The sequence below is a fragment of the Agrobacterium larrymoorei genome, assembly GCF_005145045.1.
In the GTDB taxonomy this organism is placed as follows: Bacteria; Pseudomonadota; Alphaproteobacteria; order Rhizobiales; family Rhizobiaceae; genus Agrobacterium; species Agrobacterium larrymoorei.
This window is the reverse complement of sequence record NZ_CP039691.1, coordinates 1,680,462-1,703,463: the sequence shown is the minus strand read 5'-3', so window position 1 is coordinate 1,703,463 and position 23,002 is coordinate 1,680,462. Positions and strand designations below refer to the sequence as shown.

The 23,002-nt window shown below is 56.3% G+C and carries 24 protein-coding genes and 1 tRNA gene; 19 read left to right on the top strand and 6 right to left on the bottom strand.

The genetic code is table 11. The features are described from left to right. Positions 1 to 18: 18 nt before the first annotated feature. Positions 19 to 594: a PAS domain-containing protein gene (locus tag CFBP5473_RS08125; RefSeq protein ID WP_027673174.1), complete on the bottom strand. Its 576-nt coding sequence runs from the start codon at positions 592 to 594 to the stop codon at positions 19 to 21. 295 nt (positions 595 to 889) lie between these two features. On the opposite strand from CFBP5473_RS08125, the gene CFBP5473_RS08120 reads away from it, so the two are divergent. Continuing rightward, positions 890 to 2,788: a DNA/RNA non-specific endonuclease gene (locus CFBP5473_RS08120; RefSeq protein WP_027673175.1), complete on the top strand. Its 1,899-nt coding sequence runs from the start codon at positions 890 to 892 to the stop codon at positions 2,786 to 2,788. 39 nt (positions 2,789 to 2,827) lie between these two features. On the opposite strand, the gene fghA is transcribed toward CFBP5473_RS08120, so the two are convergent. Genes fghA through CFBP5473_RS08105 form a run of 3 tightly spaced genes read right to left on the bottom strand, consistent with a single transcriptional unit; the run spans position 2,828 to position 4,817 of the window. Next, a complete protein-coding gene (gene fghA / locus CFBP5473_RS08115; protein WP_027673176.1) occupies positions 2,828 to 3,661 on the bottom strand; it encodes an S-formylglutathione hydrolase in 834 nt (277 codons plus the stop codon). A gap of 25 nt (positions 3,662 to 3,686) precedes the next feature. Next, entirely contained in the window at positions 3,687 to 4,352 is a 666-nt protein-coding gene (locus CFBP5473_RS08110) for a DUF1345 domain-containing protein (protein WP_037170624.1), read from the bottom strand. 18 nt (positions 4,353 to 4,370) lie between these two features. Beyond that, on the bottom strand, positions 4,371 to 4,817 hold the full coding sequence (locus tag CFBP5473_RS08105; RefSeq protein WP_027673178.1) for a YaiI/YqxD family protein: 447 nt from the start codon (positions 4,815 to 4,817) through the stop codon (positions 4,371 to 4,373). A gap of 161 nt (positions 4,818 to 4,978) precedes the next feature. On the opposite strand from CFBP5473_RS08105, the gene CFBP5473_RS08100 reads away from it, so the two are divergent. From CFBP5473_RS08100 to CFBP5473_RS08085, 4 genes are all read left to right on the top strand, one after another. Further along, on the top strand, positions 4,979 to 6,463 hold the full coding sequence (locus CFBP5473_RS08100; protein WP_027673179.1) for a helix-turn-helix transcriptional regulator: 1,485 nt from the start codon (positions 4,979 to 4,981) through the stop codon (positions 6,461 to 6,463). Between the two features lie 150 nt (positions 6,464 to 6,613). After that, positions 6,614 to 6,793, top strand: a complete 180-nt coding sequence (locus CFBP5473_RS08095; RefSeq protein WP_027673180.1) for a CsbD family protein — start codon at positions 6,614 to 6,616, stop codon at positions 6,791 to 6,793. 31 nt (positions 6,794 to 6,824) lie between these two features. Beyond that, positions 6,825 to 7,148: a BON domain-containing protein gene (locus CFBP5473_RS08090; protein WP_051441100.1), complete on the top strand. Its 324-nt coding sequence runs from the start codon at positions 6,825 to 6,827 to the stop codon at positions 7,146 to 7,148. Then, the gene (locus CFBP5473_RS08085; RefSeq protein ID WP_027673182.1) at positions 7,145 to 7,648 is read left to right on the top strand and encodes a DUF992 domain-containing protein; all 504 of its coding nucleotides are present in this window, start codon (positions 7,145 to 7,147) and stop codon (positions 7,646 to 7,648) included. The genes CFBP5473_RS08090 and CFBP5473_RS08085 overlap by 4 nt, the downstream gene beginning before the upstream one ends. Positions 7,649 to 7,754: 106 nt before the next feature. On the opposite strand, the gene CFBP5473_RS08080 is transcribed toward CFBP5473_RS08085, so the two are convergent. Next, a tRNA-Ser gene (locus tag CFBP5473_RS08080) sits at positions 7,755 to 7,844 on the bottom strand. 267 nt (positions 7,845 to 8,111) lie between these two features. On the opposite strand from CFBP5473_RS08080, the gene CFBP5473_RS08075 reads away from it, so the two are divergent. The 14 genes from CFBP5473_RS08075 (at position 8,112) to CFBP5473_RS08015 (ending at position 22,459) form a co-directional block, all read left to right on the top strand. Beyond that, positions 8,112 to 9,167 carry a septal ring lytic transglycosylase RlpA family protein gene (locus CFBP5473_RS08075; RefSeq protein ID WP_027673183.1) on the top strand — a complete coding sequence of 352 codons (1,056 nt, stop codon included), beginning with the start codon at positions 8,112 to 8,114 and terminating at the stop codon, positions 9,165 to 9,167. A gap of 134 nt (positions 9,168 to 9,301) precedes the next feature. Continuing rightward, a complete protein-coding gene (locus tag CFBP5473_RS08070) occupies positions 9,302 to 10,474 on the top strand; it encodes a D-alanyl-D-alanine carboxypeptidase family protein (protein WP_027673184.1) in 1,173 nt (390 codons plus the stop codon). A gap of 170 nt (positions 10,475 to 10,644) precedes the next feature. Then, a complete protein-coding gene (gene tmk / locus CFBP5473_RS08065; RefSeq protein WP_027673185.1) occupies positions 10,645 to 11,313 on the top strand; it encodes a dTMP kinase in 669 nt (222 codons plus the stop codon). After that, complete coding sequence (locus CFBP5473_RS08060) at positions 11,310 to 12,335, top strand: DNA polymerase III subunit delta' (protein ID WP_027673186.1); 1,026 nt, start codon at positions 11,310 to 11,312, stop codon at positions 12,333 to 12,335. Before tmk ends, CFBP5473_RS08060 begins: the two co-directional genes overlap by 4 nt. A gap of 37 nt (positions 12,336 to 12,372) precedes the next feature. Then, on the top strand, positions 12,373 to 12,780 hold the full coding sequence (locus tag CFBP5473_RS08055) for an NUDIX hydrolase (protein ID WP_084631357.1): 408 nt from the start codon (positions 12,373 to 12,375) through the stop codon (positions 12,778 to 12,780). 115 nt (positions 12,781 to 12,895) lie between these two features. Next, positions 12,896 to 14,446, top strand: coding sequence for a methionine--tRNA ligase (gene metG / locus CFBP5473_RS08050; protein WP_027673188.1), 1,551 nt, complete (start codon positions 12,896 to 12,898; stop codon positions 14,444 to 14,446). 6 nt (positions 14,447 to 14,452) lie between these two features. After that, entirely contained in the window at positions 14,453 to 15,235 is a 783-nt protein-coding gene (locus tag CFBP5473_RS08045) for a TatD family hydrolase (RefSeq protein ID WP_027673189.1), read from the top strand. A 3-nt stretch (positions 15,236 to 15,238) separates the two neighbouring features. After that, positions 15,239 to 16,069: an MBL fold metallo-hydrolase gene (locus CFBP5473_RS08040; protein ID WP_037170592.1), complete on the top strand. Its 831-nt coding sequence runs from the start codon at positions 15,239 to 15,241 to the stop codon at positions 16,067 to 16,069. A gap of 43 nt (positions 16,070 to 16,112) precedes the next feature. Next, the gene (locus CFBP5473_RS08035; protein ID WP_027673191.1) at positions 16,113 to 17,894 is read left to right on the top strand and encodes a chloride channel protein; all 1,782 of its coding nucleotides are present in this window, start codon (positions 16,113 to 16,115) and stop codon (positions 17,892 to 17,894) included. A gap of 116 nt (positions 17,895 to 18,010) precedes the next feature. Continuing rightward, the gene (locus CFBP5473_RS08030; protein ID WP_084631360.1) at positions 18,011 to 19,147 is read left to right on the top strand and encodes a transporter substrate-binding domain-containing protein; all 1,137 of its coding nucleotides are present in this window, start codon (positions 18,011 to 18,013) and stop codon (positions 19,145 to 19,147) included. A 770-nt stretch (positions 19,148 to 19,917) separates the two neighbouring features. After that, on the top strand, positions 19,918 to 20,367 hold the full coding sequence (locus tag CFBP5473_RS08025) for a hypothetical protein (RefSeq protein ID WP_234881739.1): 450 nt from the start codon (positions 19,918 to 19,920) through the stop codon (positions 20,365 to 20,367). A 230-nt stretch (positions 20,368 to 20,597) separates the two neighbouring features. After that, positions 20,598 to 20,753: a hypothetical protein gene (locus CFBP5473_RS25030; protein WP_169696881.1), complete on the top strand. Its 156-nt coding sequence runs from the start codon at positions 20,598 to 20,600 to the stop codon at positions 20,751 to 20,753. A gap of 98 nt (positions 20,754 to 20,851) precedes the next feature. Continuing rightward, positions 20,852 to 21,208: a GFA family protein gene (locus CFBP5473_RS08020; protein WP_084631363.1), complete on the top strand. Its 357-nt coding sequence runs from the start codon at positions 20,852 to 20,854 to the stop codon at positions 21,206 to 21,208. A gap of 45 nt (positions 21,209 to 21,253) precedes the next feature. Continuing rightward, the gene (locus CFBP5473_RS08015; RefSeq protein ID WP_027673193.1) at positions 21,254 to 22,459 is read left to right on the top strand and encodes an MFS transporter; all 1,206 of its coding nucleotides are present in this window, start codon (positions 21,254 to 21,256) and stop codon (positions 22,457 to 22,459) included. Between the two features lie 5 nt (positions 22,460 to 22,464). On the opposite strand, the gene CFBP5473_RS08010 is transcribed toward CFBP5473_RS08015, so the two are convergent. After that, the gene (locus tag CFBP5473_RS08010) at positions 22,465 to 22,908 is read right to left on the bottom strand and encodes a hypothetical protein (RefSeq protein WP_051441123.1); all 444 of its coding nucleotides are present in this window, start codon (positions 22,906 to 22,908) and stop codon (positions 22,465 to 22,467) included. Positions 22,909 to 23,002: the final 94 nt, after the last annotated feature.

Sequence of the window (23,002 nt, the reverse complement as noted above, 5' to 3'; positions counted from 1 at the left end):
CTTCAGATTCGAACCCACTCAGTCCGGGGCATTCTGTTCAAGTTCTGCCAAAGTCAGCTTTGCCTGGGCAATGGTTGCCGCCGAATTCGCTATTGTTGCAAGGCTGCCTTCAATGATGACGTTATGCCCCTCCAGCAAAGGAGCAATACGGCCAAGAGTGCTATCCAGATCACGATTGTAAGCCTCAAGCAGGTCGCCGCGCGTGCGGCTGACATCGAACTGCGAAGCGAAGATGTAGCTGACGTTACCGGATGAGGAGGTCAGTTTCGACATGAAGAGAAGGTTGACGAAGGGCTGCCCATCCTTGCGGAAATTGATGATGGGCGTGCGAACGGTCGAGATCGTCTTTCTCTCCAGAAACGCATGGATTTTCTGCCGCGCCTCCTGATTATCCGCCCGGATGCCCTTGCTGCTTCTCTGCAACATACGGCAATTCTGGTCGATCACATCCTCGTCCGAATATCCCGTCAGCTTTCGGAACTGGCCGTTGACGAGACGCAGATGATTATCGCCATGCGCATCCGCCAGAGCGAGCGCCACAGTTGCGTTATCGAAGAACTCCTGAAGAGGAGGAAGGGGAAATGATTGGGGCATCTGGCTCGGCAATTATGTGTTTCGAATATGATAGTTAAGTGGAAAAGGTGTCTTTGGCAAAGGCTGATACGTCAGAAACGGTGTTCAGGTGCCGAAAACATGTAATTCTCCCAAATAGATGGCAGGAAAATGCCAGGCACCGTGCCGTCTCGCACAGCGATCAACCTCATGACTTTGACGTGGTTATGACACTGGGGCCGATTTTCGACAGGAATATTCACCTGTGGGAATTGCGACTGCCATGGCGCTCAACTTGTAGCATACTCACCTCAATTGTCTTTCACGGAGGTCGATCATGGCAGCACGCAAGTCTTCGAAAGGAACCCGCCAATCGGCGAAAGGCCCTGATATGGAGGCGTTGCGGCGGCACATTCGCGCCAAGGGAACGGAATATCTCTCGGACCCGAACATTACCTCTGTCGGTATCGGTCACAAGAACGGGGACGGCCCGATCTGCATCCAGTTCACCGTCAGCGCCAAGGGTGACTCCGTTATCGAAAGTCTTCTGACCAAGCGCATCCCCGAAACGATCGAGGTGGAAGGTCAGGAATTTCCGACGGATGTAATTCAGCGAACTTTCCATCCATCTTACAAAATGGTGGAAACGGAGCAACTGGATGACAGGCGCAAGCGCGTGGACCCCATCCGCCCCGGTGTCAGCGTCTCGCATATTGCAGAAACGGCAGGCACGCTTGGCCTCGTTGTGTTCGACCGTACCACCGGCGTCGCCTGCATTCTTTCCAACTGGCATGTGCTGCATGGAAATAACGGTCGCATCGGCGATACCATCGTTCAGCCCGGGCCTTTCGATGACAACAATGTCGCGCTGAACACTGCGGGCACGCTGCTCAGAAGTCATCTCGGTGCTGCTGGCGATTGCGCCTTGGCGCGCATCAGGCAGCGGGATTTCGACCGTTCCGTCTATGGCCTCGATGTCGTGCCGAAGCGCATGGCGCAGGTGGAGCTTGGCGATGCGGTGGTAAAATCCGGGCGAACGACCGCCGTCACCTATGGCATCGTGCGTCGCGTGGATGTCATGTCGAAGATCGATTACGGCAATTCCGCTGGCGTACAAGCCATTGGCGGTTTCGAGATCGGTCCTGATCCAGACAGGCCCGCAGAGGATGAGGAAATCAGCAAAGGCGGAGATTCCGGCTCTGCCTGGCTGATTGCCGATGGTGACAAGCCGACCGATATTTTTGCCGGGCTGCATTTTGCCGGAGAGGCGGGTGCAAATACGGATGAACATGCGCTGGCCTGCTATCCCGCGTCGATCCAGAAGAAGCTCGATTTCGTGCTGGAGCCTTCGCCTTCGGTTGCCGATACATTGCTGCCGGAAACGAACGCGCCGCGAAAAGGGTACGACGCAAACTTCCTTGGCGTCGCCACGCCTGAACCAAAGCTATCGGCTGCACTGAAGCGCGATGCGGTGAATTTCGGCGATGAGCAGACCATTCCCTACACGCATTTTTCCGTCTGCCTCAGCCAGTCGCGCAAGATGGCGCGCTACGTCGCATGGAACATCGATGGCGCCAGGATCGTGAAACTGCCACGCGTGAATTTCGCGCTCGATCCGCGCATCGATGCGAAATACCAGACGGGCAACGAGGCCTACGCCGCCAACAAGCTGGATCGCGGCCATATCGCACGGCGGGCCGATCTCTGCTGGGGCCCGGTAGAGGAAGCGCGTCAGGCAAACCGCGACTCCTTCTACTACACCAACATCGCGCCCCAGCATGAACGCTATAACCAGTCGGCACGCAAAGGCCTCTGGGGTGAGCTTGAAAACCTGATTTTCGAACAGGCGGATGTGCAGGATATCAAGCTATCCGTGATGGGCGGCCCGATTTTCGCCGATGACGATCTTGCCTATCGGGATGTGCTGGTTCCGCGCGCTTTCTGGAAGCTCATCGCCTATCGTGGCTCGGATGACCGGCAAAGGTGCTCGGCCTTTATTCTGTCCCAGTCGGACTTTCTCAATGATCTGGAAAGCCTCGATCTCGATCCATTCCGGCTTTATCAGGTCGATCTGGCGACGCTGTCGCAGAAGACGGAGCTTGATTTCAGCGTGCTAAAGCCTGCCGATGTGGCGATGAAGCCTGATCTGGTGACACGGGAATCCGTGCCGGAAAGCCTGATTGCACCTCGCGAAGGGCTGACTGAAATCAACTCCAGCCGCGAGTTGCTGTTCTGATTGATAAGGCTTGCGGCGCTCACCGCAAGCCTTATCATCTCATGCAAGACGCTCGGCGTGCCACTTCAAATGATCGTCCATGAAGGTGGAGATGAAGTAGTAGGAGTGGTCGTAGCGTTCGTGCAGGCGCAGGGTCAGGTCGATATCCGTACCCTTGATGGCATTTTCGAACAGCCATGGGCGCAGACCGTTTTCCAGAAAATTGTCTGCCTTGCCCTGATCTATCAGGAATTCCGGGAAGCGCGCGCCATCTTCCACCAGCGCGCAGGCATCATATTGCCGCCAGGCGGATTGATCTTCGCCCAGATATTTCTCCAGCGCCGGGCGCGACCAATCTGCGGAGGAGGGCGCCACGATCGGGGCGAAGGCAGAGCAGCTCTTGAAACGGTCGGGGTGCTTCAGCGCAATCGTCATCGCGCCGTGGCCACCCATGGAATGGCCGAAGATGCCCTGACGGCTCATGTCTGCGCGGAAGTGCTGCGCGATAAAGGCGGGTAGCTCCTCCGTAATGTAGGTGTACATCTGGTAGTGCTCGGCCCAGGGCTTTTCCGTCGCATCCAGATAGAAGCCTGCGCCCTTGCCCATTTGCCAGTTCGTCAGCTCATCCGGCACATCATTGCCGCGTGGGCTGGTATCGGGGCAGACGATGATGAGACCGAGTTCCGCGGCAAGGCGGCGATACTCACCCTTTTCCATGACGTTGGCATGCGTGCAGGTCAGGCCCGAGAGATACCAGAGAACGGGGCAGGGTTCCTTGATTGCCTGGGGCGGCACGAAAACGGCGAATGTCATCTCGCATTTGCAGGCCTCTGAATCATGGGCAAAGACGCCCTGCATGCCTCCAAAAGCCGTGTTTTGTGAAATGACCTTCATATGCTTTTCCTTTTGTATGTGAACATCAGCCCGCCAGCGAAACGGCGGCATTGACCGCCGCAGCCACGAGTACGGTTTTGAAGAAGAACGACACGATGGAATGCACAAGCGTAACCTTGCGCATGGCCGTGGTGGTAACGGAAACGTCGGATGTTTGTGCCGTCATGCCGATGACGACGGAGAAATAGAGAAATTCATAGATGCCCGGCGCTTCCGTGTCCGGGAAATCCATTCCGCCTTTGGGCTCCTTCTTCGCGCCATTGGAGGAAGGACGCCAGAAAAGATGGGCATAATGAACGGCGGCCATGGCATGGATCGTCAGCCAGCCGAGAATGACCGAAGAGAAGGCGAGCCCAAGCGACAGCACGGTTTCTCCGGCGTGGTTCAGCGCCAGAAATAGCGAGACGACGGCAACGCCGACAGCCATTAACGTGATCGCGATGATGGCAATTGCGGGCAGGTCGTCACTATCGGCATGGGCCTTGAGATGTGCAGCCGTCAGGCGTGGCAGGCGGCTGCCTAATATTGAGAGATAAGTGAGGAAGAAGACGATTGCGCCCGCTTCGACCGCAAGCGACGGCACGACCACCAGCGCCGCGATGACTGTCACCACGCCGAGAATTGCTGCGATTAAAAACGGTTGGTGCCGCCGGTAGCGGCTGATTTTCGGCTGCTGCTGCGCTGTCTTCATTCCGCCCACCATCCGTGATTATTTCTTGGTTCGGCGACAAAGCCGCTCAAGCGTTTCCAGAAATTGAGATCGATCACGCGCAGAAAAGGCTGCGTTATAGCCCTTGCTCTCGCCTGTTTCGCGCAGGTGCGCACCGAGATCGCGCATGGCCGTCGCCATGCCGATATTGGTCTGGTCGAACACGCGTCCTGTCGGCCCCGTTACCATGGAGCCATTTGCCACGCAGCGCCCGGCCAGAGGAACATCCGCCGTGATGACGATATCGCCCTCGGACGCATGTTCTGCAATCCAGTCATCCGCCGCATCGAAGCCGTTCGAGACGATGACGTTCTTCACCATCGGATCACGCGATGGCCGCAGGCCGGAATTGGCAACGAAGGTCACTTCAAGGCCATGCCGTTCCGCGACTTTCAAAATTTCCGGCTTCACCGGGCAGGCATCTGCGTCGACATAGATCTGCGACATATTGAGACTTCGTCTTCTTTCGTTCGGGCAACTATATGTTTCGAAGTCACATTTGAGCTTTTTTCCTGCATGGCGCAACATGTTTGCGATGTTTCGCGTTTCGGATGGCCGATGTCCGCCGAAAATTTGCCAAGCGATTGATAAAGAGAGTGATTGCGCCCATGAACGAAACCGATCAGCCCCCGAAAATCAATCGACTGGTATTGCAGCAGGTAATCGCGGGGTTGAGCGACGGTCTCATTCTGGTGGAGCAGGATGGCAGCATTTCCTGGGCCAACAAATCCGCGCTAGATATGCACCGGGTGGAGACACTGGAAGAGCTTGGCGAAAACGTTGCGGCCTATCGCCAGAATTTCACGCTGCGCTACCGAAACAACCATTTGCTGGATGAGGGCCAGTATCCTCTCGAGCGCATTCTGACGGGCGAAGAGGTGGATGACGTCACGGTGGAGATTTCCCCTGCCTCTGATCTCGAGCAGACATGGGTGCACACCGTGCGCGGGCTTGTGCTCGAAGATGCCGGTGCAAAGCCAGATGTCACCGTTCTGATCATTCGCGATGAAACGCCGCTTTATGAGGCCGAAGCCCGCTTCGAGAGCGCGTTCAACGCCAACCCCGCGCCGGGCCTGATTTGCCGGCTGGATGACAAGCGCTTCATCCGCGTCAATCAGGGCTTTATGGAAATGACTGGCTTTACGCGAGAAGACGTCATCGGCTGCAGCGTCGAGGAGCTTGGGCTTTTTTCCAATTGCGAGACCGGTCAGGATGCATTGAACAAGCTGGATGAAGGCAGGGTCATCCGCCACCGCGAGGCGCTGATCCCCATACCCGACGGCGACCGGCTCGTTATCGTCGCAGGCGAGACGATTGCAGTGGGCGAGGAGCCCTGCATGCTCTTCACCTTTGCCGATCTGGATGGACGGAGAAAGGCACAGAATGCTCTTCGTCAGAGCGAGGAACGTTTCTTCAAATCCTTCCGCCTTTCGCCCGCCCCGACCGCGATTTCGCGTCTTGAGGATTTCGTATTCACCGAAGTCAACGACGCCTTTCTGGAACTGTGTGGCCGGAAAGAACAGGAAATTCTCGGCAAGACGGCTGCCGAACTCAAGCTCTGGGACGATGTGGAAACGCGCCGCGATGTGGAGCGCCGCCTGAAGGGCAACATCCCGATCCGGGAGGAATCGCTGCGTATGAACCTCAAGGCTGGCGGTCACGCGGAGTGCTCGGTCTCGGCAGAGCGCGTTGAGATCAACGATCAGCAATGCGTCATCTGGGCCATGCAGGATGTCACCGAACGCAGACGTTCCGAGGACGAGTTGATCGAGGCCATTGAAACCGTGATGGCCGATACATCATGGTTCAGCCGCACCGTGGTAGAGCGTCTTGCTGGGTTACGACAGACCTCCAGAGGAACCACACCGACTGCCTCGCTCAGCGATCTGACCGAGCGCGAAGAGGAAATTCTGGCGCTGATCTGCAACGGCAGCAGCGACAAGGAGATGAGCGAGACACTCAATCTCTCTAAGCACACGATCAGAAATCATATTGCCTCGCTCTATGGAAAGATCGGCGTAAACCGCCGCGCCGCCGCCGTGATCTGGGCACGCGAGCGTGGCTTCAGTGGCCGGAAATCGCGCAAGGGCTAATGGTTTCTATCTGATTTTATTGAAAAAAGGCCAGTTTGTACCAGATTGATTAGTAGTTTCTGCTCTGCAAGACGCCTAATCCCGGAGCTACCTTCCCATCATGCCGCCAATCACGGCGACATGTTCCGAATGAATGGAAGGAGTTCAAATATGGATAACAACCGGATTGAAGGAGCAGTCCGTCAGGCCAAGGGCTCGATCAAGGAAGCAGCTGGCAAGATTACGGGCAATGTGCAGATGCAGGCAGAGGGCCGCGCGGAGAAGATTGCGGGTCAGCTGCAAGGCAAATACGGCCAGACCAACGACGCCTTTTCCCGGTCTCTCAAGTAACCCCACGGGTTTAAGCCAGGAGTTGATTGAGATGATGATCCCATCCGACGAGTCGCTGACCATTTGCGCAAATCCCCAGGAAAGCAGCCTTTGCGCCGCGCTTCAGGCAATCATTGCTTATGCGGACGGACTGGAAGGCAGCCGCATCACCGTTTCCATGGAAAACGGCAGGGTGATGCTGACGGGGGAGGTGGAGACACTCGCATCCTTTGAATGCGCCGTATTTATCGCGGAATGCTTCGCGTCGCGTCCCATCATCGCCGATCTCTCCATCCGCCCCGCCACCTATTCCATCGCCAGAGGCAAGGCGCCTCGGCGAAACTTTTTCCTAAATGACAACAAGAGTGCAATATGAAGAAGTTCATCCTCGCAACCGCCATCGCCTCTCTCGCAATCGCCCCAATGGCGTCTGCAGAAACGAAGCGCCATCACAAGAAGATGGAAACCGCGCAGAAAGAACGCGTCGGCACTCTCGCCTGTGAAATCGAAGGCGGTATCGGTCTGGTGATCGGCTCCAGCAAGGCTGTCACCTGTGAGTTCCGCCAGCGCTCCGGTCAGGTCGAACGCTACACGGGTAAGATCGGTAAGATCGGTCTCGATGTCGGTATCACCGGCAAGCAGTATATGAGCTGGATCGTCTTCAACACAGCCGCATCCCGCGTGGGTGACGGTGCCCTTAGCGGCAACTACGTCGGCGCCTCCGCCGGAGCCTCTGTCGGTATCGGCCTCGGCGCAAACGCCCTCATCGGCGGCAACGCCAAAAACTTCGCCCTCCAGCCGCTTAGCGCGCAGGCAGGGACAGGCGTGAACGTTGCAGTGGGTGTGTCTCAGTTGCAGTTGAAGGCTGCTGGCTGATTTTAGGAGGCGGGGCGGTGGCAATCCATCGTCCTGCTTCCGCTTTAGCAAGGGTCAATGCTGCGGAAATCAGTTTACGAAGACACGAATTGGCGAGCCAGAAAAATGGCAGATGGGGTGGGATTCGAACCCACGGTACGCTCTCACGCACGCCGGTTTTCAAGACCGGTTCCTTAAACCACTCGGACACCCATCCGTGGTAGTTGCGGCTTTATAAACGTTTGCGCAGAGCCGTCAATCGTCTCAAAAGCCTTATTTGCCAGTTGGTCCAGGCGTTGCCTCATTAGTAATCCATTAACCACGTTGATTACAATTTTAGCCAATTCCACCGTGCTGTTCGCAATTTCGCCATGTTGCGGGCAAGATTAAGCGTTCGTTAGGTGCTTCGATTTTAGGGGCATGAGCATCGAGGCGTGAGAGGGGTCGAGGGAAATCCGGCCCAAAGCAGCACGGGGCATAGGATTTGAAGTCTACCGTTACGAAACTTGGCGTAAGCGTCAAATGGGTCGGCATTGCCGTACTTTGCGCCGCTACAGCATCCTGTTCGACGACGTCGGAAACAAAAACAAAGCCGAAGCGCAGCAAGGAGTATTTCTCCGAGTCGGAATATGGCGTGAAGGCAAGCCCGCGGATTGCGGATGGCGCGAACATCCCCAAGGGTGGTGGTCGTTTTCTCGTCGGCAATTCCTACACGGTCAAGGGCCGTCGCTATGTTCCGAAGGAAGATCCGGGCTACGATAAGACCGGTCTTGCTTCCTGGTACGGTTCCGCCTTTCACGGTCGCATGACCGCCAATGGCGAAGCCTACGACAAGGAACATCTTTCCGCTGCGCACCCCACGTTCCCTCTGCCAAGCTATGCTCGCGTCACCAATCTCGAAAACGGTTCGTCCGTGGTCGTTCGCGTCAATGATCGCGGGCCTTTCCATGAAGGTCGCCTGATCGACGTTTCCAGCAAGACTGCTGACATGCTGGATATGAAGGGCACGGGCACGGCAAACGTCCGCGTGCAATATGTCGGTCGCGCGCCGCTGGATGGTCACGACATGCCGTTCCTGATGGCATCCTATGTTCCAAAGGGCTCTCGCATTCCGGGCATCAATCCTGAAGGCCAGATCGCAAGCGGCGTGATGGTGGCTTCCGCTTCCCGCAATATTCCTATCCCGTCCAGCCCGGCCTATGGCGGCTCCACGCAGACGGCGCTGGTTGGCACGAAGAAGAACAATGCGCTTCAGGCCATGCCGCTCGTCAATGGCCCGGCTCCGGCGCAGATGTCCGCGCAGGGCGGTGTCGAGTTCATCGCGCTGCCTGAGATCGGTCCCTTCATCAACGAGCGTCCGGAGGAAGGCCACTTCCTGCGCGTGCCTGGTCCATCGCCGCGCTATGCGTCCGCTTACTCCGAGGCTGCGCCCGTTTCCAAGGCCGCATCCGCCTTCGACAGCGTTCTCGTCGATCGCAGCGAGCTGACGGAACAGTCGATCCTCAACTACGTGAAAAATAAGCAGGGCAGGGCTCTTTGAGCTTTGCCCTCTGATGCCGCCTCGCGCATAATTGTCTCATTATGAGACGATTCTGTGCGAATGATGCGTCTCGGCGTTCATCCTCGTTGACGCCAGCAATAGACGGGCAACTACAGGCGGCGGGCTGGCGTTTGATGCGCAAGACAATCAAGACATATCTCCGGCTTATCGGCTTCGCCTCACTGGCAATCGCTTGCAGTTTCTCATCCGCGAACGCCCAGTCTGCAGGTCTGGCCGTGAAGGCACAGCAGGCCTATATGATCGATGCCGAGACCGGCACGGTCCTGCTCTCGCTCAATGAAAATGCGTCCTTCCCGCCCGCATCGCTGGCCAAGCTGATGACGGTGGAAGTGATGATGGATGCGTTGAAGAACGGGCAGGTGACGCCCGAAACCAGCTACCCCGTTTCCGAATATGCCTGGCGAACCGGCGGCGCGCCGTCGCGAACATCCACCATGTTCGCCGCGCTCAAATCCTCCGTCAGCATCAATGATCTTTTGACTGGCATCATCGTCCAGAACGCCAATGACGGCTGCATCGTCGCGGCGGAAGGCATGGCCGGTTCGGACGCCGCATTCGCCAAAAAGATGAACGACCGCGCGAAGGAACTGGGGCTCACGGGCAGCGCTTTCGCCAACTCCACCGGCCTGCCGGATGCCGCCAACAAGACGACGGCGAAGGACATGGTGATGCTGGCAAAGCACATTCATGACAGCTATTCGGATCGCTACCCGCTGTTCACCAAGCCGGATTTCGAGTGGAACCGCATTTTCCAGCGCAACAAGAATTCGCTTCTTTCGCTGGGTAACGGCATCGATGGCTTGGGTCTCGGTTTTGCCGAAGGTCACGGATTTTCAGCCGTCATCTCGGCAGAGCGCGATGGTCGTCGCATCTATCTGACGCTTGCCGGTATGGAAGACGACAAGACCCGGCAGGATGAAGCGAAGCGCGTTGTCGATTGGGGGCTGACGGCGTTCCAGAAGCGCAATCTTTACCAGAAGGACGAAACGGTCGGCAGCATCAGCGTCTATGGCGGGGCGTCGTCTTCCATCGATCTGGCGGTGCATGAAACGATCAGCGTTCTGGTGCCGCTCAACAACCCGGATCGTCTCTCGGGCCGCATCGTCTATAACTGGCCGCTGAATGCGCCTCTGGAGGCAGGCTATAATGCCGCGACTCTGAAAATATTTTCCGGCGAGCGGCTGCTGCGCGAGGTTCCGCTTTATACGACTGCTGCGGTCAGCGAAGGCACGCTTAGCCAGAATGCGGCTGGAGCTTTGAAAGAGCTGCTGTTTTTCTGGCTCTGATGATGGTTTCGCAGGCTGACGATATCGGCTAATAAGATGCCACAGGCTACCGCATCGGCGCGAAAATCGGGATCGATTTTCGTAAAGCACGATGCGTAGATTTGAGGAGTTAGAGCGTCCTTTGTGCGTCCTACAGGACGCACGGCGCTCTAGAGGATCAGGAAGAGACATTGCCCGAAAAAGGATTGTTCATAAGCTTCGAAGGCGGCGAGGGCGCTGGGAAATCCACGCAGATCCGCATTCTTGCAGAAACATTGCGGAAACGGGGTCTTGATGTGGTGGTCACGCGGGAGCCGGGCGGTTCGCCGGGCGCCGAAGCGGTTCGCCATGTTCTTCTATCCGGTGCTGCCGAAGCTTTTGGCGTGCGCATGGAGGCTATGCTTTTTGCCGCAGCGCGCAACGATCATGTCGAGGAAGTCATTCGCCCGGCGCTGGAAAACGGCGCGGTCGTTCTGTGCGACCGCTTTCTGGATTCCTCGCGCGTCTATCAGGGCACGACGGGCAATCTTGAGCCGGATTTCATCGAAACGCTTCAGCGTATCGCCATCGATGGCACCATGCCGGAACTGACTTTGATCTTCGATATCGCTGCCGCTTCCGGCCTCGCACGCGCTCGCAAAAGGGCGGATGATGGTGCAACTCCTGATCGTTTCGAAAAGGAAGAGCTGGAGACGCATGAAAAGCGTCGCGAGGCCTATCTCGATATCGCGCTGAACGAACCACGCCGCTGCCGCATCGTCAACGCAGATCAGCCGCAGGAAAAGGTTACGGAAGACGTTCTTTCGCTGGTGGAACCGCTGCTGTCCCGCTTCGCCAACATCTCGGAAGTAGCCGAATGAGCGAGACGCCCGGCGTATTGGACGGCGCGATTGCTCCGCAGGAAAACACGCGCCTGTTTGGTCATGAAGAAGCCGAGCAGTTTCTGGCGCAATCCTATCGTTCAGGCAAAGGCCACCACGCCATTCTGATCGAAGGGCCGGAGGGCATTGGCAAGGCAACGCTGGCATTCCGCTACGCCAACCATGTGCTATCTCATCCCGACCCAACGCTTGCGCCGGAAATGATTGCCGATCCCGATCCGGCATCAATGGTCAGCCGCCAGATCACCTCCGGCGCATCGCACAATCTGCTGCATCTGACACGTCCTGTCGATGAAAAGACCGGGCGCGTAAAATCGGCCATCACCGTTGATGAGGTGAGGCGGGCAGGGCACTTTTTCTCGCAGACGTCCGGTACCGGCAACTGGCGGATCGTCATCATCGATCCCGCGGATGACCTGAACCGCAATGCCGCCAACGCCATCCTGAAAATACTGGAAGAGCCGCCAAAGCGCGCAATGTTCCTCGTGCTATCGCACGCACCCGGCAAACTGCTGCCAACCATCCGCTCCCGGTGCATGCCGCTGCGTCTCCAGCCTCTTGTAGAGCGAGATATGGAGCGCGCGCTCGATCATCTGGGCCTCAATATGCCCGCAGAAAAGCGCGCAGCCCTGCTAGATGCTTCCAAGGGCAGCGTTGCGCAGGCACTCAAGCTCATCAATTATGGCGGCTCAGATATCGTGGACGTGTTCAACGCCGTGATGAACGCCGAAGGACCATCCGCGCGCAAGCAGATGCACAAGCTGGCGGATGTTCTGGCGCAGAAGGATGGCGATATCATCCTCGGTTTCTTCATGGAGCACGCAACGGAAGAGTTGATGCACCGCGCAAAGGCCGCCGCAATGGCGGGCGATCTGAACGGCGCGGAGCGCCATGCGCGCCTGTCATCCTCGCTTTCCGAGCGCATAACGATTGCGCAGGCCTATAATCTCGACAAGAAACAGATGGTTCTTTCCATTCTGGAGGACATGCGGTCGGTTTGATGTCGCTTCTTTCGTTGTCAATGTAGAAAGTGTGCATATGGAGAAGGTTTGTCCTGTCGTTTTCCGTGCCGCGTCAAACGGTTTGGAAGTGCTTGCTTTTACTCATCCGTCCGCTGGCAAGCAGTTTGTTAAGGGGACGGTTGAAGATGATGAAAAATTGCAAGATGCGGCAAAGCGCGAGCTTTTCGAGGAAAGCGGTGTAGTTGCCGACTCGAGTTTGGTCTTTATGGGAACGTGCCCAATTGGAGTTGAGCGCGTTGCTTGGCATTTTTTTGCTTGCAGCAAAACTTCGCTGCCAAACTCTTGGGACCACGCCACTACTGATGACTACGGTCATACCTTCTCATTTTTCTGGCATCCGATTGAGCGGCCACTTAATAGTGACTGGCATTCAATCTTTCATGAAGCTTTCAATTTTTTCGTTCCTAAAATTCGTTTGTACTGATTTTCGGCAGTAGGGCCGAGAGTCGTCTCCACGTACGCTTTTTCTTTCGCTATTGCGAACAATAGGCTAAGAGCGGTCTATCATTGAAAACAGACCGTAAAGCCGATCGAGCGTCATGACAGACAAGACACCTTTTTACATCACCACCGCGATTTCTTATCCTAACGGCAAGCCGCATATCGGCCATGCCTATGAACTCATCGCGACGGATGCCATGGCGCGCTTTCAGCGTCTGGATGGACGGGACGTCTTCTTTCTGACAGGCACCGACGAACACGGCCAGAAGATGCAGCAGACGGCGCGCGCCGAGGGTATTTCGCCGGAAGAGCTGGCGCAGCGCAACTCCGATCAGTTCCGCGAAATGGGCAAGCTGCTCAATGCCTCTAACGACGATTTCATCCGCACGACGGAAGAGCGTCACCATGAGACATCGCGCAATATCTGGAACCTGATGGCGGATGCGGGCGACATCTATAAGGACAGCTATGCTGGCTGGTATTCCGTTCGTGACGAGGCTTATTACGCCGAGGATGAGACGGAAGTGCGTGCCGATGGCGTTCGCTATGGACCGCAGGGCACGCCTGTCGAGTGGGTGGAGGAAGAAAGCTACTTCTTCAAGCTCTCCGAATATCAGGACAAGCTGCTGAAGCTCTATGAAGAAAACCCGGATTTCATCGGCCCGGCGGAACGCCGCAATGAAATCATCTCCTTCGTAAAGTCTGGCCTGAAGGACCTTTCGGTTTCACGCACTACTTTCGATTGGGGCATCAAGGTTCCGAACGATCCCAAGCACGTCATGTATGTTTGGGTGGATGCGCTGACCAACTACATCACCGCGACGGGCTATATCGAAGACAAAAACGGTGAGCGCGCGAAATATTGGCCTGCCGACGTCCACATTATCGGTAAGGACATCATTCGCTTCCACGCCGTTTACTGGCCTGCCTTCCTGATGAGCGCCGGTTTGCCGCTGCCCAAGCGCGTTTATGCCCACGGCTTCCTGCTCAACAAGGGCGAGAAGATGTCGAAGTCGCTCGGCAATGTGGTCGATCCGGTCAATCTGGTGAACCATTTCGGTCTCGATCAGGTTCGCTATTTCTTCCTGCGTGAAGTCTCCTTCGGTCAGGATGGCAGCTACAGCGAAGAAGGTATCGGCGTTCGCATCAATGCCGATCTTGCCAACGGCATCGGCAACCTTGCCAGCCGCTCGCTCTCGATGATCGTCAAGAATTGCGATGGCCAAATTCCGACGCCCGGCGCCTTCACGGATGAAGACAAGGCGATGCTTTCCGCCGCTGACGATCTCATTGCCATCTGCCGCGAGGAGATGGGCAAGCAGATGATCCACAAGGCACTGGCTGCGATAATTGCCGTGGTCTCTGAGACCGACCGCTATTTCGCCGGTCAGGAGCCTTGGGCGCTGAAGAAGACCGATCCGGAACGCATGGGCACCGTGCTCTACGTGACGGCGGAAGTCGTGCGCCAGATCGGCATTCTGCTTCAGCCCTTCATGCCTCAATCCTGCGAAAAGCTGCTCGATCTCGTGGCCGCACCTGCCGACAAGCGCGATTTCACGGCACTTGGCGAGGCTGGCCGTCTGGTTCCCGGCACACCACTTGAAGCACCGAAGCCGGTCTTCCCGCGCTACGTGGCGCCAGAGGCTTGAAATAGCATGCTGATCGATACCCATTGCCATCTGGATTTTGCCGATTTCGATGCGGAGCGCGACGATATCATCGCCCGCGCTCACGCCTCCGGCGTGGCCCAAATGGTGACGATCTCCACCCGCGTTCGCCGTCTGCCCGAGTTGTTGAAAATTGCGGAGCAATATCCCTCCGTTTTCTGCTCCGTCGGCACGCACCCGAACAATGCGGATGAAGAGCTGGATATTACCACGGACGAACTCGTGCGGCTGGCAGACAGCCATGAGAAAATCGTGGCGATAGGTGAGGCGGGTCTGGATTATTTCTACGATACGCAGAAGCCGGAAGACCAGAAAACCGGCCTGCGACGTCACATCGAAGCGGCGCGCATCACCCAGCTACCGCTCGTCATCCACAGCCGCAGCGCTGATGACGACATGATTGCGATACTGCGCGAAGAAAGCGGGAAGGGCGCATTTCCCTTCATTCTGCACTGCTTTTCCGCCGGGCCCGAACTGGCGAAGGCGGGCGTCGAACTCGGCGGCTACGTCTCCTTTTCCGGTATCCTGACCTTTCCCAAGTCGCAGGATATCCGCGATATCGCCGCGACCGTGCCATTGGACAGGCTTCTGGTGGAAACCGACGCGCCTTATCTCGCGCCCAAGCGCTGGCGCGGGAAGCGCAACGAGCCGTCCTATGTCGTCAACACGGCAGAGGTTCTGGCCGAAGTCCACGGTTTGCCCTACGAGCGGATGGCGGAAATCACTACGGAAAATGCTTTCCGCTGCTTTTCGAAAATGACGAAAGTCTGAGCCTTGAAAACTTACCGGCGTCGTTTCACGATCCTCGGATGCGCCTCCTCTCCCGGTGTGCCTCGCATCAACGGAGATTGGGGCGCCTGCGACCCGGCCAACCCGAAAAACAGACGCACCCGCACCGCCTTTATGGCAGAGCAGATTGGACCGGATGGCGGCGTGACGACCGTCGTATTCGACACCGGCCCGGATTTTCGCGAACAGATGATTGCGGCCAACGTCCAGAACATCGATGCGGTGCTTTACACCCACCACCATGCCGACCATCTGCATGGCATCGATGACCTTCGCGGCTATTTCATCACGTCGAGGAAGCGTATTCCGATCTATGCGGAGCCGGATACGATGCGCCGTATCCATGAAGGCTTTCCCTATTGTCTCAAGACGCCGCCGGGCAGCAATTACCCGCCCATTGTCGAAGCGCATGTCGTAGACGATCTAGATCGTGACATCGTTATCGATGGGGCAGGAGGCCCGCTTCGGATCAAGCCGCATTTGCAGCAGCATGGGGACATCGTGTCCCTCGGCTTCCGCATCGGCGACGTCGCATATTGCACCGATGTCAGCGATTTCCCCTCAGAATCCATAAAAAAATTGCAAAATCTCGACACGATCATCATCGATACCTTGCAGTATAAATATCATCCCAGCCATCTCTCGCTTGAACAATCTCTCGGCTGGATCGAGAAATTCGGCGCAAAACATGCCATATTGACTCACATGCACACGCCGCTGGACTATGACACGGTGATGCGGGAAACGCCCGACCATATCGAACCGGCCTATGATCAGATGCGTTTCGAGGTGGAGATTGCAGAAGACCTTCTGTAGCCAGCTAAAGGGCTGACGCAGGGGCCGTAATGAGAGGAATGCGATGTCGACGAAGCCCTTTCGTGCCCCCACCATGGCGAGCTTTTTCGACAATCTGAGAAGCGGACGCCTCCGGGCGCTCTTCCGCCGTGGCGAACTCTCCCTCGTCATTCTCGCTATCTTCGTCGGCGCATCCGCCGGTCTTCTGGTCGCTCTCATCGGGGCAATGAGTACCGCCCTTCACGTCCTCATTTTCGGTATAGAGAGACTTAGCAGCAGCAATCTTTCGGGTTGGGTCGTGCTGCTTGGCCCGATTGCGGGCGGCATCGCACTCGGCATCATGCTCTTCGTGCTTTCCCGGACGCGCAAGAAGCCGATGGTCGACCCCATCGAAGCCAACGCGTTGCACGGCGGTCGTCTGTCGCTGACGGATAGCATCATCGTCTGCGCTCAAAACATCGTCTCCAACGGTTTCGGAGCCTCGGTTGGGCTGGAGGCCGGTTATACGCAGGTCGCCAGCGGCGTCGCATCGAAGCTCGGTCTCAAGCTGAAACTGCGGCGAGGGGACATGCGTATCCTCGTCGGCTGTGGCGCCGCAGGGGCAATCGCCGCCGCCTTCAATGCACCTTTGACCGGTGCGTTTTACGCCATAGAACTCATCATCGGCACCTACACCATCGTTACCCTCGCACCACTCGTCGTCTCGGCGCTGGTGGCGACCATCGTTGCGGGTCTGGTGTCCCATAATGGTCTCAGCATCGAAATCATCGGTTCCAGCGAGGTGACGCCGCCGGACTATGTACCAGCCATCTTCCTCGGAATGGTTTGCGCTGGCATTGGCATTGTGCTCATGCAGGCCGTTTCCTTCATCGAGGAAACCGCGCGCAAAAGCGCAATTCCGGTCTGGCTTCGCCCAACGCTTGGCGGCATCGTCGTCGGCGCTCTGGCGCTGATTTCTCCGCAAGTACTCTCCAGCGGCCATGGCGCTCTACACCTCAATCTGGATGCGGATATTACCTTATGGGGTCTGGCAGGGCTTTTCCTGTTAAAGGCGACAGCCAGCGCCGTCTCCATCGGCTCCAGCTTCCGCGGCGGCCTCTTCTTTGCGTCCCTGTTCATGGGCTCTCTGCTGGGAAAGATTTTTGCGCTCTGCGCGCCATACATCGGTTACGGCGCCACGCAGCCGATCGTCTATGCCGTCATCGGCATGAGCGCCTTCGCCGCTGCCATTATCGGCGGTCCGTTGACCATGACATTTCTGGCGCTGGAACTGACGGGCGATTTCCAGATAACTGCACTGGTGCTTGCAGCCGTCATAACCACATCGCTCGTCGTCAGAACAACATTCGGTTACTCCTTCGCCACCTGGCGCTTCCACCTGCGCGGAGAAAGCATCCGCAGCGCCCACGATATCGGCTGGATCCGCGATCTCACTGTTGGCAAAATGATGCGCGCCGATATCCGCAAAGCCAATCTCAGCATGGGGCTGGAGGCGTTCAAAGAAAAATTCCCTCTCGGCTCAACCCAGCGCGTCATCATGACCCACGACGATGGCCGTTATGCCGGTATCATCCTCGTGCCGGAGATCTACGCGGACCCGATGGAGCGGGACGCCTCGAAAATCGATCTGGAAACATATCTGCATTACAAAAACGACGTTCTGCTACCAACCATGAACGCCCGCCAGGCAGCAGCCGCATTCGATAGTACGGAAAGCGAAGCACTGGCAGTGGTCAACGACAAGGTCGAAAATCGGCCTGTCGGTCTGCTCACCGAGAGCCACACCTTGCGCCGCTATAGCGAAGAACTGGATATGAGGCGGCGTGAGGCATCTGGAGAAATTTGATCTGCGGATGAGAATAAGTCGAACCTGAACGTAAGATTTCGCCATACACTTTAAAGAGTGTTTTATGGATTTAATTATTATTGGTTGCGCAATGTAAGCGAATATAGCTGGCGGCCATGAGAACGAGATCAAAGATAAGCTTTACCAACAAGCTTCTGATATTTAATCGCTTTATTGGTATTTGGAAGACCGTATTCCTTGCATTCGTCGCTTGCCTGACCTTCACTCAATCCTATGCTGCGGATCAATCTTTTCCTCAGACGCTGAAGGTGGGCGTTTATACAAGCCCACCTTTCATACAGAAGGAAGGAACACGCTATTCAGGCATGGCCATCGACATCTGGGAGCATGCCGCAGGGAATCTGGGCTGGAAATATACGTATCAGGAATTCCCGAATTATGCGGAACTGGTGAATGCGGTGGCAGACGGCACGGTAAATGTTGCCGTGGCGGACCTGACGGTTACGGAAGACAGAGCGCGCAGGCTTGATTTTACCTATCCATGGTACGACGCAGGGCTGCGCATCATGATCAATTCCCACGCCAGTTCGGATTTCATGGAAGTCATCGAAGATCTGAGCCAGGCCGGACATCTCGAAAACTACCTGATGCTCTTCGGATTGATCCTTGTGGCGACGGCCATCGTGACATTGTTCGACAGGCGTTTCGATCCCGATTTTCCAAAGCGATGGCGTGATGGAACCGCGGAAAGCTTCTATCAAGTCATGTCCATGGCGACATCCGGAAAAAGTTCGCACAAAAACCTGTTCGGCTGGATTGGACGAATCTGGCAGGCTCTGTGGATGGCTGTCGGTGTCGCGATCATTGCTTACGTCACATCCTCGATTGCAAGCGTCATGACCGCATCGCACATCGAAAACTCCATCGAAAGCCTTAGCGATCTCCAGGGAAAGACCGTCGGCGTCAGAGCCGGCAGCGCCACGCAGGAATATCTGCAAAAAGCGCGTTTCGACGTCAAAGCATTCGACCATATCGAAGATGCATCCAGCGCCTTGGCCAATGGCGACGTCGCAGCGCTTGTGGGCGACGCGCCAGTCATGGAGTATTACGTCCATAACAATCCCAAAATGCCATTCGAAGTCGTCGGCAACATTTTCCGTCCCGACAAATACGGATTTGGCGTGACGTATGGAAGCCAGCTTGCCAACCCGCTATCACTCCAAATCATCCGTCTTCATGAGAGTGGACAGATTGAGGAATTCAAACAGAAATATTTCGGATTTACGCGGTAGTTGTATGATCGGACGCCAGGTACATGACCGTTTTAGTTCCATAATCTATCTTATGCGATCTTCATATGTAGCCGCAAAGTTAAAATGTCCTGTTTCTGCAAAGTTGAAATGTCACACTCTCCTCCTATGACGACGCTGGTTAATGTCAACGTTGGGAGCAAGGATGCGACGATGTTCAACATGACTCAGGTCAGGAGCATTCGGAGTTACCATGTCCTTTTTCGTGGAACGATCCGGAGGTGATTGCGAAACGACAGAAGGCTCTCGCTCTAATGGAGGAGGCTTACTAAAATCCCGTTATCGCCGACAATAGACGCTTCGACCCGAAGTAGCTCGTTGATGGGAGGTCGACCCTGCAGAGTGGACAAAATGATGTAAGTGGTGGTTAACTCACAACCGGTTTTCACGCTCGTAACGGTATCGATTGATCTATAGTCTCCCGTAAGCATTCATCCGTGGGACAAATGGCACATCTATTGGCGGATCGTATTTGGAGAGCCCAGTTGCAGAATTACAACCCTCCAACTTACCGTGTTACCGAAAAAGTCGCGATGCATCATAAAAGCTCTCCGGAGTGCCAGATGATCGCAACGGTTTATGTCATCGATGCCCGAGGCCTCTTGGTGACGCGAGGGCGGTCCGTGACACTCGTCCCATGGACTTCGCTTCGTTTCCTGCACCTTCATGTTACAAGTGGAGTCGGCACAACTGGATTTCCCGTATACAGCGCGCGTTTCCGCACGCGCTTCAGGTCAAGGGAGCTTTTCTCTGTGGACTGGCAGGAAGAGACAGGCCGCGACCGATCCACTGACTACGTTCCCTTCTTGGAAGAAGTGATTATAATTGCGGTCGCCCGCAATCCACGTCTCCGCCTTCGACACGGCGGCGACCCTTTGCTGGAGGCAGCGATCCCGATGGTGCTGAGCCTCTTGATCGTACCCTTTGCTCTCATCCCTATTTTGATCTTCAAACCGCTCGGGGCTCTTTTTGCCGGCTGGTCAAAGGCCTTTAGCAAGCCCCTCGCTGGGGCAATTACCATGATTTTTGGTGTCCTGATGAACATGATTCCCTGGTCCACCGGCAAACCGTTCAAGGCAGATAATTTGCCCTTTGCAGAGCTCCCCCCGAAATATCGGCGAGGTGGAAGTCTAAAGACAATGCGGCCTGCCTGCGACAAGCTCCCAGGTGAGACGAACGGGCCGCAGGCGTTGCATCTCTAATCAGCTTTGACATCATGTCTAGCCGGGTGGGTTCACGCTTGAAGTGCGAATTACAAATGAGACCAAAGGGTTATCAGCCAAAAGGACGATACAATGACCCGCTCCCACCCTCATATCGATCTCCGCAAACGCCACAGTCACATCCTGCGACAAAACGCACATTCCCTTAAGCGATCACATTGCTGTATGTGAATACCCACATTCAATATCAGTAAAGAAGCCGGTCAATCATGGGCGAATGGGTGAATTGGTTCCCTATAGTCATGCTGCCGCTCAAGATTCTCGTTCTGGGCTGGGGCATGTACTACGCGATCAAGTGGCATTACGATCAAGATAAGAAGAAGAAAGCTCAATCCGGCGCCGCTCAGCAGGATCGGGCTGAGTAGCGCGCTTCCGTCTCGGGATTGTAGCCAACGACCGATTCTTTCCTCTGGATAGCCAAACCTCGCTTTGATAGCCTTGTGCAAATCCGAGGAGCTTCGTCATGAGCGATGAGAAAAAACTGCACGATGCCGCTTGTCATTGTGGAACCGTCAAATTTCGGCTTCGGCTTGCGGATGAGTTCAACACGATACGGCGTTGCACGTGTTCCTATTGCCGCATGCGTGGCGCGATTGCTGTTTCGGCGGCGCTGAAGGATATCGAGTTTCTTCAGGGCGAAGATAATTTGACGCGCTATGAATTCAACACGCGCACTGCGAAGCATTATTTCTGCAAGACTTGCGGCATCTATACCCATCACCAGCGTCGTTCCAACCCTGGCCAGTTCGGCATCAACGTCGCCTGCATCGAAGTTTCGAGAAGCAGTAGAAAGACGCACAATTCTTGGTGTCCGGGATGAGATAGTCTAGTTTGCGACTCATACTCGACACTGGTTATTTCAGCTTTGATTTCATTCCGCGAACGTCTCGTCCTTTACGCCCTGCTGACCTCCCTCACCGCGCTCAGCGTCGATGCCCTTTTGCCGGGATTGCGGGCAATCGGGGCGGAGTTTGGCGAAGCGCCTCCGCTTTCTACCCATCACGTCATATCGCTTTTCATTTTCGGAATGGCCTTCGGTGAGTTGCTGCTGGGGCCGCTTTCCGATGCAATCGGGCGAAAGCGGGCGCTTCTCTCGGGGCTGGCGAGCTATCTGATCGGGACGATTATTGCCGCGATGGCGAATTCGCTGGAAGCGGTCATTCTTGGCCGGTTTTTGCAGGGCGTTGGCGTCTCAGGCCCGAAAATCGCAACCCGCGCGATGATCCGGGATCAGTTCTCCGGGGATGCGATGGCGCGGGTCATGTCCTTCATGTTCACGCTTTTCATTCTCGTGCCCATGCTGGCCCCCGCACTTGCTCAAGGACTAATCCTTGTTGCGGGGTGGCGCAGCGTTTTCGTGGCGTATCTCGTCATCGCCGTTACGCTCGGCCTGTGGCTGAGTATCAGGCACCCGGAAACATTGCCACAGGCGCGGCGGATTCCGCTTCGACCTCGCCTTCTCGCCCGTAACGCTGGCCGCATTCTTGCCAGCAAGCGCGTGTCGCTTCTGATTATCGTCAGCGGTTTGATTTTCGGTGCACAACTTCTCTATCTCAGCACCGCAGCAGATCTGTTTTACGATGCATATGGTGTGAAAGAGCTGTTGCCGCTTTATTTTGCCGGGCTTGCGCTCGGTGCAGGAAGTGCCTCTTTCACCAATGCGCGCCTTGTGCAGCGTTTCGGCATGATGAGGATGGCGCGTGCGGGCTTTGCAGGTTTGACAGCCATCTCATTCGTGATGCTGCTGGGAAGCTACCTTTGCGGCGGCACCCTGCCCTTGCCCGCACTGCTCGCGCTATTGTTCGCAGCCTTCTTTTCCATCGGCATTGTTTTCGGAAACCTCAATGCCATGGCAATGCAAACGCTGGGTCAGGTGGCGGGCGTCGGCGCATCCCTGATTGCGTCCGGGTCGAGCCTTGTCAGTACGCTTGTCGCCATCAGCTTCGGCGCGCTTTATGATGGCACAACGACGTATCTTGCGACTGGTTTCTTTTCAGCTGCAGTCTGCGCCACCGTGTTGGCTGAATTGGCAATGCGCAGAGATGAGACAGAAATCATCGCCGCGATTTAAGCGACTTAGAACCGCCCGGGAAAGAGCGCTGTTGCCAGTGTAGACGGCGCTGGGCGGTTGAGCCTGAATTCGGTTATGACCCTTTCAGCGATACCGTTGGCGAGATCCCGGTCGATTACTTCTTTATCGATACCGACCACAGTCGCTGTAAATTTGGCTTCGGCAATCACCTCGCCCGTCTGCACGGCGGCGGCCCGAACAACGACGCGCGCCGACGCCCGCTCACCCAGCAGAACAGAGCCCTTTGCGACGGAAACGAGCCTGATCGTCAGCACGACACGCGGTCGCGTCTGATCTCTCACCGTGTCCTTGATCGCATTGGAAATCTGGAAATGGATGGACTGCATCAGCTCCGGCGAAATATCCGGGCGTGCGGCAACGAAGGCGCCGCGGACGTCATAGAGCAGCTTATCGCCCTCGCCCGTCTCAGGCCCCAGCCGGAAAGACATGAGCGCCAGAGATGCCAGCAGGGTTATGCCGAGACGCTTCAGCAAGATGGACGCCTTCCGTCAGGTAACGTTCGGCGCTCATCTTCTTCTATCG